This window comes from Coleofasciculus sp. H7-2 (genome assembly GCF_042747725.1).
Taxonomy (GTDB): Bacteria; Cyanobacteriota; Cyanobacteriia; order Cyanobacteriales; family FACHB-T130; genus FACHB-T130.
Genome location: NZ_JBHZGO010000101.1, coordinates 284,829 through 296,258, shown reverse-complemented (window position 1 = coordinate 296,258; position 11,430 = coordinate 284,829). Strand labels below are relative to the sequence as shown.

General features: G+C 46.1%; 7 protein-coding genes. 3 read left to right on the top strand and 4 right to left on the bottom strand.

Annotated features, from left to right (window positions below; translation table 11 throughout):
• Positions 1–100: 100 nt before the first annotated feature.
• From ACFW2W_RS21475 to ACFW2W_RS21465, 3 genes are all read right to left on the bottom strand, one after another.
• The gene (locus ACFW2W_RS21475) at positions 101–643 is read right to left on the bottom strand and encodes a hypothetical protein (protein WP_378182965.1); all 543 of its coding nucleotides are present in this window, start codon (positions 641–643) and stop codon (positions 101–103) included.
• Positions 644–820: 177 nt separating this feature from the next.
• Entirely contained in the window at positions 821–4,300 is a 3,480-nt protein-coding gene (locus ACFW2W_RS21470) for an ATP-binding protein (RefSeq protein ID WP_378182963.1), read from the bottom strand.
• Between the two features lie 86 nt (positions 4,301–4,386).
• On the bottom strand, positions 4,387–6,246 hold the full coding sequence (locus tag ACFW2W_RS21465) for an ATP-binding protein (protein WP_378182960.1): 1,860 nt from the start codon (positions 6,244–6,246) through the stop codon (positions 4,387–4,389).
• A gap of 580 nt (positions 6,247–6,826) precedes the next feature.
• Between ACFW2W_RS21465 and ACFW2W_RS21460 the strand changes: the two genes are divergently transcribed.
• From ACFW2W_RS21460 to tilS, 3 genes are read left to right on the top strand one after another with little or no spacing between them, the layout of a single operon-like run.
• Positions 6,827–7,183, top strand: a complete 357-nt coding sequence (locus ACFW2W_RS21460) for a DUF565 domain-containing protein (protein WP_378182958.1) — start codon at positions 6,827–6,829, stop codon at positions 7,181–7,183.
• Positions 7,183–8,268, top strand: coding sequence for a glycerate kinase (locus tag ACFW2W_RS21455; protein WP_378182955.1), 1,086 nt, complete (start codon positions 7,183–7,185; stop codon positions 8,266–8,268). The genes ACFW2W_RS21460 and ACFW2W_RS21455 overlap by 1 nt, the downstream gene beginning before the upstream one ends.
• 34 nt (positions 8,269–8,302) lie before the next feature.
• Positions 8,303–9,349: a tRNA lysidine(34) synthetase TilS gene (tilS, locus tag ACFW2W_RS21450; protein ID WP_378182952.1), complete on the top strand. Its 1,047-nt coding sequence runs from the start codon at positions 8,303–8,305 to the stop codon at positions 9,347–9,349.
• Positions 9,350–9,390: 41 nt separating this feature from the next.
• Here tilS and hmpF read toward each other — a convergent pair whose 3' ends face one another.
• The gene (gene hmpF / locus ACFW2W_RS21445; protein WP_378182949.1) at positions 9,391–11,241 is read right to left on the bottom strand and encodes a pilus motility taxis protein HmpF; all 1,851 of its coding nucleotides are present in this window, start codon (positions 11,239–11,241) and stop codon (positions 9,391–9,393) included.
• Positions 11,242–11,430: the final 189 nt, after the last annotated feature.

The following is an 11,430-nucleotide window of genomic DNA, read 5'->3' as shown; positions in this document are numbered from 1 at the left end:
ACCTACGAGTTCCCTAACTTGTCAGTGGTTAATGGGTAATTGGTCAGTGGAAAAGAAAAAACAACTGACTCCTGAGTGCTGACTCTGGACTAATGACTCCCTAAGATTGCAAAACCAGTTGCCATTCCGACACCTGAGCATTCCAGACAGGCAGAGGCGTCTCACCCACAACATACGGCCCCCAATACCGGCGGGAACCATCTTGGGCAAATGCTACGAGAATATCCCCCTTTTTCAGCTGCAAATCCCCTCCAGGCAGCGATAAAGTCACGCCTTGGCTGCCCCCTTCTCCTGGGGCAAAATCCCAGTGTGCTGGCTCCCCATAAGATGTCGTTGGTGGCTGATAAGTCAGCAACGCCAGCCGCAGCGGATACTCCGTTTGATTAGTCACCCGTAAAGGTCCTTGACGAGCCGCAATTAGCGGTATTTCTGGCTCGTCTGTGGGTGAGGCAACTGGCGTAGAAGTCGGCAACTTTTCCACGCCAGGAGGATTTTGTCGCAGGGAAGCATTCGTTTTTGAGAGCAACGAGGCATCTGACTTTGCTGGATTGAGTTCCACCCGCTCCTGAAGCAGTCCCAGCCCTAACCCGATGAGTCCTAAAAGCAAAGCAATCAGAACCCCAGGGTAAACCTTTAAAATCATAAGCTTTTGGATAGTCTTTCAGGAGTTTACCTCCCTTGATGGCAAAAAAGCCCCGCTAAAGATAGACTCTTCTCGTGAGCGATCGCGCGATCGCCATTTTTCATTTTTCATCTACGCTACAAAACAAGAATCTTTGGTGACGCTTCTAGGCACTCAAGCTTTGGGCGTTTCCCGCCCCTACAACACTTTTGAAAGGGCTGCCCTGAGCGGAATCTCAATAATAAACTCCGTCCCTTCTCCAGGCGCTGAAATACAGCTCAATTGCCCACCATGTTTATCTACAACAATCTGGTAGCTAATGGATAACCCTAGTCCCGTTCCCTTGCCTACCGGCTTCGTCGTAAAGAAGGGTTCAAACAGACGTTGCCGAACTTTTTCCGGCATCCCCAGCCCATTGTCACCAATCCGAATCGCTACTTTCTCACCATTGATTACTTCCGTGTGAATCCGAATCTTCGGCAAGGGGTAATTAGCGCTTTCGGGTCGATTATCTATTCCCCGTGCCCCCTTACTCATTACCTCATCGATTGCATCAATTGCATTCGCCATAATATTCATAAACACCTGGTTAAGTTGTCCGGCGTAACATTCCACTAAAGGCAACTCACCATACTCTTTCACCAGCTCAATTGCCGGACGCTGGGCGCTCGCTTTCAGACGATGCTGTAGAATCATCAACGTGCTATCTAAACCAGCGTGAATGTCCGCAGGCTTTCCAGTTGCTTCGTCAATCCGCGAGAAATTGCGTAACGACTGCATGATCTCTCGAATTCGGTCAGTTCCCACTTGCATCGAAGTGAGCAATTTGGGCAAATCTTCTATCAGATAATCCAGTTCGATTGTCTCAGCTTCCTCTTCAATCTCGGCAGGTAGATTGGGAAAATGCTGCTGATAAAGATTAACTAAGTTGATTAAATCGTGTACATACCCAGAAGCATGATGCAGATTACCGGAAATGAACCCGACAGGATTATTCACTTCATGGGCTATCCCCGCCACCAGTTGTCCCAGGCTAGATATTTTTTCAGTTTGAACTAATTGAGTCTGAGTTTGTTGTAACTTGTGAAGGGCTTGTTCTAGTTCCTGAGTTTTTTCCGATAAAGCGCTATTTTTTATTTCCAGTTCGTGGGAGTAACTTTGCAAATTTTTGTAGAGATGAGCATTCTCTATTGAAATGGTGACTTGGGATGTCAATACTTTTAGAACTTCTAAGCGTTCTGATGTAAAAACTCCTTGAGTCAAGTCATTTTCCAAGTAAAGAATCCCCGTCAACTGTCTTTTGTGGAAAATAGGCAACCCTAAGATAGACTTGGGTTGGTTTTTCAGAATGTACGGGTCATTGATAAAGAGTCCTTCTGTAGTTGCGGCGTCTACAACCACCGCTTTTTTGGTTCTTTCGATGTAGTGAATCAGCGAATCAGGTAAATCCTCACAAGTTTCAATGGGAATTGAAGGCAAAACTAAACAACTTTCTCTCTCTACAACTTTTTTAGCAACCATTAACCATTGATTTGCGTCTTTTAGCAAGAGAATACCTTTTCTCGCCCCAGCACTCTCAACCAAAATGTGTATCAACTTCTCCAGCAATTGATCGAGAACAATTTCTGATGAAATAGCAAGCGACGCCTTCATTATCGCTGCCAAATCTAGTACGGCGGAACCTGTTCCTGTTGTAGAGTTCGTCGTCCGAGTTACCTCAATGCCAATCGCTTCTCTAATATGTAGCCGAGAGAAAAACTCAGAATATCTTGATTCTAAATCTTTGGCTTTTGCCGTTGCTCCCCACCGAATAAAGGTATAGTATGCTTCAGTTAAATAAAACTGAGCTAGCTTCTCTCTACCGCGCGAGAAATAAAACTCTGCCGCCAGTTCATTAGCCAGTGCTTCTTCTGGGATATATCCTTGCTGTTTGGCTCCTTGAATGCTGATGTCATACAACTCCATCGCTATAGAAGTTTGTTTCAATAGCCGCGCCTTTTCTGCCTCCACTAAATCGTACTTATGCTGATAATTCATTGGCGCATGGTACGCCCAGTGTTTCATGTTCTCCTGGTTGGCATTTACTTTATCTAAATATTGTTGCTGTTCAGTAGCATTAACTTGGGGATAATGAGCCAAAAGAGCCAAGGAATGGTAGAAATTAAGTACAGCAACCTGCATAAAACCGAATGCAGAGCCAGCTTGCTCTGTTGCTAAAGCTGCGTTAGCGATCGCTCCCTCGTAATCTTTAAATTGATACAGAAGAATTGTCTTGGCAACATAGGCAACAAACAAGCCTGTGCCACCTTTCGATTCAATTAACTGGGGCAAGGTTTCGGCTTCATTAAAACTTTCACCTATCAACAGAAATTTATCCGCAGCTTTGTCTTGAAAATTCAATGCCAGTTGTCTCCAGACGTTCGCAAAATGGATACCCGTTGGCAGCTTAATTTTTACGAGTATATCAATGTAAGGGGCTTGTTGCTGCACTACAGAATCTAAGCGATCGCCTGTAAAATACAAGTATCCGCAAAAGTTACCACCACAATAACTAGCCCATTCAATATCTCCCGTTTCCAAGCCGCTTTGAAGCCCTTGTTGGAAGGAAACAACACTATTTTTAGCGTGTTCTTTCCACGGTCTAATATTAGCGTTAAACAGGTTATAGACTTTCGCCTTGAGTTCTTTGGCATCAAATTGTTCTAGAAGTTTTAATGCCAATTTACCCGCATGATATCCAGCATCTATCTTTCCAAGTCCTGACAGCAACAAACCATAAAAACCATAAGCGAAAGCAGATAGCGCCGAATTACCATGTTCAATACAGAGATTAATCATTGTTAATATTATCTGCGGAAAAATCTCTGGCTTTGCCATGAAAACAGGCGCACAAATCGTTTTCAAAATTCGCAAACCCGCTAGTTTATCCGGATCTGTCATCGCCGGAATATTTTCTAAGTCGGCGAGTCCAGGCAACTCAACTACCAAACTCTCGTCGCTTGTTAAGGTTACGAGAGTAATTCCCAGCCGTTCCAAGACTTGTAACCCTGTATCGACGGCTTTAACCATCTGGAATTGACAGATATAAATCTGTATTTGTAGCTCGTTTACCTTCACTTGGTCGATTAAACTTGTAGCTTGTTTTAGGGCAACTTCAGCTAGAGTAGCTGCCCGATCAAAGTTGATATTTAAGTATTCTGCTTCCGCCGACTCAAGATAAAGTGTGAGCGTTAAATCGTAGTGGCTTTGCCAGCTATTTTCATTAAGGAGCCTTAGTCCGGCTATTAAGTACCTGGCAGATGCTTCATAAGCCGATGCTGCTTTGGCTTTTTTCCCAGCCATCAGATTGAGTTGGGCAAGTTCATCCTTCTCTGCTTGGTTGGCAAGCAATTCCACACCGATATTTAGCTGGTTAACAATATCAAAAACATTCTCTTCCAGCGCATATTTAGCTGTTTTATTTAACAGCTGTTGACCGATTTTTAGGTGTGTTGATTTTTTCCGCTCTTCCGGAATCAAAGAATAAGCAGCTTGCTGCACCCGGTCATGTAAAAATTTATAACTAATCCTGACATCCTCTATCAGTAAATCTCCTTTTTCTGATTGGTCAAAAAACAGAGGGATTTTATAAGTATTGCTCAAAGGTAAAACTAAACCAGCCTGAAGCGCCTCCCACAAATCGTCAGCAGTATTGATTAAAGATTGCTCATTGACAATGGCTAGAGCCTCTAAGGTAAATTGGTTCCCAATGCAAGCAGCTAATTTTAGGACTTCCTGGGTTTTTCCGACAATTTTTGAATATTTCTGGCAACAAGTTCGACGACGTTATAATCTGTAATCCCAATCCTTTGGATTTGCTCAAGATTCCAGAGCCAGCGACTTTCAATGAAGTCAAAATGCAAAAAACTTTCAGAGTAAAGCGTCTGAAGCAGTTGCGTTAAAAAGAAGGGATTACCTTGAGTTTTATTAAAAACTAGCTCAGCGATTTCCTGGGATCTTTCGGTTTCTTGAAGGGTATCGGCTACTAATTGATAGACGTTGCCAATATCCAAGGGACGGAGGGTGATATTATTTATAACTGCCTCTATTTTTTGAAGTTCGTCCAAAGTCAGCATCAACGGATGAGTTTGACTAACTTCGTTATCTCGATACGCTCCAATCATTAACAGATATTGACTGTCGGGGTCAGTCATCAGCAGTTGGATTAATTTTAAAGAAGCTGAATCTGCCCACTGTAAGTCATCTAAGAAAATAACCAGCGGATGTTCTTGCTTTGTAAAGACATGAATAAACTGTTGAAACACCCGGTTGAAGCGATTTTGAGATTCACTTGGTTCTAGTTGCGGAACTTCTGGCTGAACTCCAGTAATTAGTTCGACTTCGGGTATAACATCAATAACGATCTTACCTTGCGCTCCCAAAGCATTTTCTAGCTTTTCTTTCCAAACAGCTATTTGTTCCTGATTTTCTGTTAATAGTTGTCGGATTAATTCTTGAAAAGCTTGAATCAGAGCAGTATAAGGAATATTTCGCTTAAACTGGTCAAACTTACCAGCAATAAAATATCCGTGCTGGCGCACAACGGGTTTATGAACTTCCTGAACCAAGCAAGATTTACCGATGCCTGAATAACCAGAAACTAGCATCATCTCGGTAGTTCCAGCACTGACTCGGTCAAAGGCATCCATTAGGGTGGTTACTTCAGTTTCACGACCATACAGTTTTTGGGGGATGAGCAATTGCCCAGATTTATCTCGCTGACCTGGAAGGAAATATTCAATTTTGCCATTTGTTTGCAATTGAAGGAGGCATTCTTCTAAATCTACCTTTAATCCTTCGGCGCTTTGATATCTATCTTCAGCGTTTTTAGATAATAATTTCATCACAATCGCTGAAATTGATGCCGGGATTTCTGGATTGAGTTGATTGGGAGAGGCAGGTTGTTTAGCAATATGACAATGAACGAGTTCCAGAGGGTCAGTGGAGGAGAAAGGTAAATTTCCCGTCAACATTTCATAAAAGGTGACGCCTAAGGAGTAAAAGTCGGTACGGTAGTCAATTGACCGATTCATTCTCCCTGTTTGTTCTGGTGACATATAGGCAAGGGTGCCTTCTAGTAAATTGGGATTGCCTTGTGTCTGAGTTTCTCTGGAAAGACGCGATGAAATGCTGAAATCTGTAATTTTAACTTGCCCAGTTTTAGGGTTGATCAGGATATTGTGGGGTTTAATATCTTTATGAATAATCTGGTTCTTATGCAGGGCGGCAATGGTATCTGCTAGCTGAATAGCAATAAGAAGAAATTGGTTTAAATCAGTTTTTAGTGGAGGAGTGATAAATTTTTCAAGAGATTCTCCGTCAAAATATTCTAATACCAGCGCCAGACCGTTGTTATAATTTTCTAATGCCAGGGATTTGACAACCCCTTCTATATCCAAAGGAAGTAAAATTTTATATTCATGTCTCAATCGAGTAATTTCTTCAAGAGTGGGATATTCGGCTTTAAGGGCTTTTACACTCACAGATGTTAGTTCAGCCTCTCTGGTACCCCGATAAATAACCGTTTTGACTCCTTCATGAAGGGGCAAGGGAAAAAGTTGATAACCCGTTAGGTTGATGCTCATTTTCGGAATTTTGATAAGTATAGTATTCGTGTGTGATGTTGATAGATGCTAGGACAGGAGACTTCCTTTGAGGGCATTCTCCGGCATAAGTTGTCGGGGAATTGACACAGAGCGAATTTATACCTTCCTTTCTATAATTCCCAATTCAACCCTTAAATCTCACAGATGGTATGCGAGTTGTTGCGTTTTGTAAGTTCCGCGCTATTAGAAAATCTATTTGGAGGAAGTGCAAACCTACGCTGGACGTAGGAAGATTGTAGCGCTCACTCCTGCATTGTCGCCGCGCGATCGCTCCAATCTTGAGGCGTCTTCAGATTAGCTTTGCCGGAGCTATGCGTCTGCTGGTTGGCACAGGAGAACAATAACTTCTGTATTGAGAATGCCCTGAGTCTTAAACAAAGATTTTATTCTAAATAAATCTATATATTAGAAACACAAATCTTTATTAAGGTGGCAGCGATCGCTCTTAGCTCCTCCTCAGCCTTTAATAAAACTCCCCAATCGACGAGGTGGTAAGAGCATCCGATAATTAAAAAAAGCTTTTGGAAAGCAGGACATTACTTCGGAGTCAGCCTCAACGATGCAAAGGACTCGTCTCAACAATCTCTTCGATGTTGTCAGCCAACAGCTGAGGCGATGGTTTCGCAATCCCTGGCGACGGATATCGCTAGTGGTCATGAGCCTATTAGTAGGAGTGTTTCTGGGAACCGCCATTCCCACCACAGCGGGACAAACCGCCAACTGGGATGTGATTGCAGCTGGATTTTTAATTTTCTTCACCGAAACCGTAAATCGGTTGGTTTACGGCAGAAACCGGCGAATTGTGCCAACGGGTGAAGGCGTTCCCAACCGCTTATTAGTGACAGAGATGTTGAATGCGCTGAAAATTGGTCTGACTTACAGCTTATTTATTGAAGCCTTTAAACTTGGTTCGTGATGGATCTTAGCCAAATTTTTAATGACTGGATCGCCACAAAAACGCCGACTTCAGCACAGTTGGAACATTTGGCAACACAGGCGCTAGCAGATGACTTGCGGGCGAAAGCTTTTGGCATCACACCAGCCAATGTGGAGGAAGTCATCCGCAAGCGATCGCATCTATTCCTCTGGGTCTATCCCCATCTTTCCTCAGTCCTTAGTCTACAGTCCGCAGCCCTCATAGAAACTCTCTGGAACCTCTGGCTTCCCCTAGCCACAAAGCTAGCGCAGGATCGGCAACAGTTAGGACGCCCCCTCATCCAGGGAATTTTAGGGGTGCAGGGAACTGGCAAAACGACCCTCGCAGCCGTCCTCATTTTAATTCTCAGACACCTGGGAAACTCGACACTCAGCCTATCCCTGGATGACCTGTACAAAACCTATAGCGATCGCCTCGCCTTAAGAAAGCAAGATCCCCGTTTAAGAAAGCGCGGGCCACCCGGAACCCACGATATTCAGTTGGGTTTAGACGTTTTGGACTGTCTGCGTCAGCCATCCGGACAACCGATTCAAGTCCCCCGCTTTGATAAATCTGCCTGGGAAGGTGCCGGTGATAGGACGCAGCCAGAAATTGTCCAAGACATCGATATCATCCTGTTTGAAGGGTGGTTTGTCGGCGTCCGTCCCATAGACCCCGCTGCCTTTGACAACGCACCACCGCCGATTCTAACCGCCGCTGAGCGAACGTTTGCTCGTGATATGAATGCCCGATTGCAGGACTATTTACCTCTGTGGGAACGCTTAGATCGGTTGATGTTGCTGTATCCCGTTGACTATCGTCTGTCTGGGCAGTGGCGACGGCAGGCAGAACACGACATGATTGCCGCTGGTAGATCGGGAATGAAAGATTCAGAAATTGATGAATTTGTCAAGTATTTCTGGAAATCGCTCCACCCAGAGTTATTTATCAAACCGCTGACTAGAAATCCCCGGAGGGTAGATTTGGTGATTGAGATTAATCCCGACCACTCTCCTGGTGACGTTTATCGACCGAGCGATCGCACAGATGGAGATCCCCCCAACCCCCTTAAAAAGGGGGGCTAGGAAAGAGCTGGTGCATTCCAATTGCGAGATATAAATGCCAAACCGCCCCACTTGGACGCCTCTCCATGCCCAATTGCATCGAATTTTACGCGATCGCCATCTCTTACCGCGAAACCAGCCGCTATTAGTTGCCGTCTCCGGGGGACAAGATTCCCTCTGCTTAATCAAATTACTGCTGGATTTGCAGCCAAAGTGGGGATGGCAGTTAGGAATAGCTCACTGCGATCATCGCTGGCGTCCGGATTCCCAAGCAAATGCCAACCATGTGGAACAGTTGGCGAAAACCTGGCAAGTCCCTTATTACTTGGAAACAGCCCCAGAAATGCCATCTATCACCTCAGAGGCAGCGGCGCGGCAGTGGCGTTATCAAGCCTTGAGTGCGATCGCCCAAAACAACAACTTCCTATACATTGTTACAGGTCACACCGCCAGCGATCGCGCCGAAACCCTCCTCTATAACCTGATGCGCGGCAGTGGTGCCGATGGATTACAAGCCCTAACCTGGCAGCGTCCGCTGAGTCCAATACTGCAACTGGTGCGCCCTCTTCTAGAAGTCACCAGGGCACAAACCGCTCAATTTTGCCAAGAATTTCAGATTCCCGTTTGGGAAGATTCCACCAATCAAGACTTCAAGTATGCCCGTAACCGCATCCGCCAAGAGTTACTGCCCTACTTACAAACCCACTTCAACCCGAAAGTTGAGCAAACACTGGCGAAGACAGCGGAACTTTTACGGGCAGATGTGGAATATCTCGAAGAAGCCGCCCAGCTGCTGCTGCAACAAGCCCTAGAAAACGAAGACTCGCCACTCAGCCCTCAGCATGGGCAGGAAAACCCCGCCCCTACAGCACTCAGCACTGACAAAAGACTCAATCGCCTCGTATTGCGTCAAGCCCCCCTTGCCCTGCAACGTCGCGTCATGCGACACTTTCTCGCTTCAGTTCTACCAATTGCCCCCAGTTTCGAGCAAATCGAAAAGCTGACTGCCTTAATTACAGCTTCCAACCGCTCTCAAACCGATCCCTTTCCTGGCGGCGCGATCGCACAAGTAGATGGAGCTTGGATTTCAATTAAAAATTAAAAATTAAGAATCACTCATTTTTAATTTTTAATTTTTAATTTTTAATTCTCATGCTGACCATTCATCAAACTCAGGAGAACTTGCCGCATCTCCGTAATTGATTGCAGCTGATAGTCACCCGTTTCCTGAACCTGAGCCAACGTCCCCGCGATCGCCTCCAACTTCTGCCGCATCTCATTCAGGCGCTCCTGCATTGGCTGTAGCGTTTCCTCATAGGAATTCACCTTGCCTACGAGTTCCGCTGCCGCCGCCCTCATTTCCTGCAATTTCTGCTCTAGCTGCTTGATCTGGTGGCGCTCTTGCTCCTGTTCGCCAGCTTGATGGTCAATCATGCCTTGAGCTTGCTGAATGCTCATCCGCATCTGCTCAATCTGGCTTTCCAGCTTTTGCAGTTCCTCTGCCTGTTGTTGTCGTTGTCCCTCCAACTGAGTCAGAACCGGCCCCAAGTCAATCTTTTGATTGTCCTGCCCTTCATTGTCCGCAATTCCTTGCCGTCGCCGCAGCACCCGCGAGTGTTGATTTAAAACTTCTTCTCGCTCCCGCAGAGATATGCGTTGACCCACCAGCGTTTCATCCAGCATTTGGTAGCAATCCTGCTCCTCTGCCAGCTCATTTTCCAAACTGAGGCGGTCATACTCGCTGGCTCGATCGATCTTCGTCTGCAATTCCTCAACCATCTGGCGCTGCAAGGTCAACTCTTCTTCCTGGTCATTGACAAAGCGCACCACTTTTTCCAAATCTTGCTGAAGATTTTGCACGGTTTCTTGCAGCTCGCCTAGCGACATTTTCTCCAGCGCTTCCAGATCGACCTTTTGGCTAATCTTGACACCCGTTGAAGTCGTTGCCAGACGGTGAAGTTGCTCGTACAGCTCCTCCTGGTTTCGCAACTGGAGACTCTGCATCTGAGCGTACTCCTGCTTGATCTCCAGGGAATTTTGCAGCACCATCCGCTCTAAACGCACCTTTTCCAGAGCCTCTTGGGCTTGCTTTAATTCCTCCGTGCGCCTTTGCAGTTCCTGAGTTTGCTGGTCTACTTCCGCTTGCTTGTGTTGGGCAATATTGCGTTGTTGATCCAGATTTTGCCTGTCCTGGTCGAGGTTTCCCTGCTGTCCGTTGACAATTTCAAAAGCCAGATTCAGTTGTTCTCGCACTGCTTCCGTGGGAGCGATCGCTCCCGCTAAACGATCCAGCAATTCCCGAATCTTTTGACCTTGCTCCTCATCTAATACCGTTCCCTGCTGGAACTCCGCCTGTCGCTCCTCCAAGCGTCGCTGCTCGCCCCGTAAGTGTTCCCACGCTCCCTCCATTTCTTGGCGGTTGCGATCGCACTCTTCTTGCAGTCGCTCGATTTCCTCCCGCGCACTGTCAATTTCTTGACGTTGCGCCTCCAACCGTTCAAAGTCTTCCTCCAACTGTTGCAGCTGTTCCACCCGCGCTTCCATTTCCATCTCGCGCCGGTTCAACTCCTGACTCTGATAAGTCAGCGACTGCTTCCACTGTTCAATTTCTTCTTCCTGAGTTTTCGACTTTTCCAGTTGGCGAGAGAAATTTTGCAAAATATTCACCAACTGACGCCCCGCCTCTGTCGGCGGACGCTGCACTTGCCGATTCCCGCTTAGCTCAACCAGCACCAAGACGCCACCATTAAAGTTATTGGCTTCTTCCGGAGCGGAAATCACTTCATCAGACACAGCACGCCAACTCTGGTCATTCTGCTGACAAGCCAGCAGTTTGAGTTCGGCCTTGCCACCACCAAAAACACCGCCACTCTTTTTTTGTACTTCTGCTAGATACAGCACGCTGATGGTCCTCTTGATGTATCTTGTGCCCGCTTGTTGACCGATCTCTGGTCCCACCAGAGCCATGCCGCCATAATTCTCGCCCAGGCTCATACCAGAAAGATCCTAACCTTTTCAGACCTTGTTGTGGGAGTGCCGACCCACGAGGCGCGTGTACCCTTGAATTCACACCCCAATCTAAAACGCGATCGCCCTTTGGTCAGTTTCTCCCTGAAGACTCCGTAATTTAGCCCGTGTTGGCAGCCACGTCAAGTCTTAAATTAAACTAAATATGTTTCGATT

What these genes read in the sequence shown, in the direction of transcription:
- hmpF (WP_378182949.1), bottom strand. Translation starts at nt 11,241, where the DNA reads ATGAGCCTGGGCGAGAATTATGGCGGCATGGCTCTGGTGGGACCAGAG.
- ACFW2W_RS21465 (WP_378182960.1), bottom strand. Translation starts at nt 6,246, where the DNA reads ATGAGCATCAACCTAACGGGTTATCAACTTTTTCCCTTGCCCCTTCAT.
- ACFW2W_RS21455 (WP_378182955.1), top strand. Translation starts at nt 7,183, where the DNA reads ATGGATCTTAGCCAAATTTTTAATGACTGGATCGCCACAAAAACGCCG.
- tilS (WP_378182952.1), top strand. Translation starts at nt 8,303, where the DNA reads ATGCCAAACCGCCCCACTTGGACGCCTCTCCATGCCCAATTGCATCGA.
- ACFW2W_RS21460 (WP_378182958.1), top strand. Translation starts at nt 6,827, where the DNA reads ATGCAAAGGACTCGTCTCAACAATCTCTTCGATGTTGTCAGCCAACAG.
- ACFW2W_RS21475 (WP_378182965.1), bottom strand. Translation starts at nt 643, where the DNA reads ATGATTTTAAAGGTTTACCCTGGGGTTCTGATTGCTTTGCTTTTAGGA.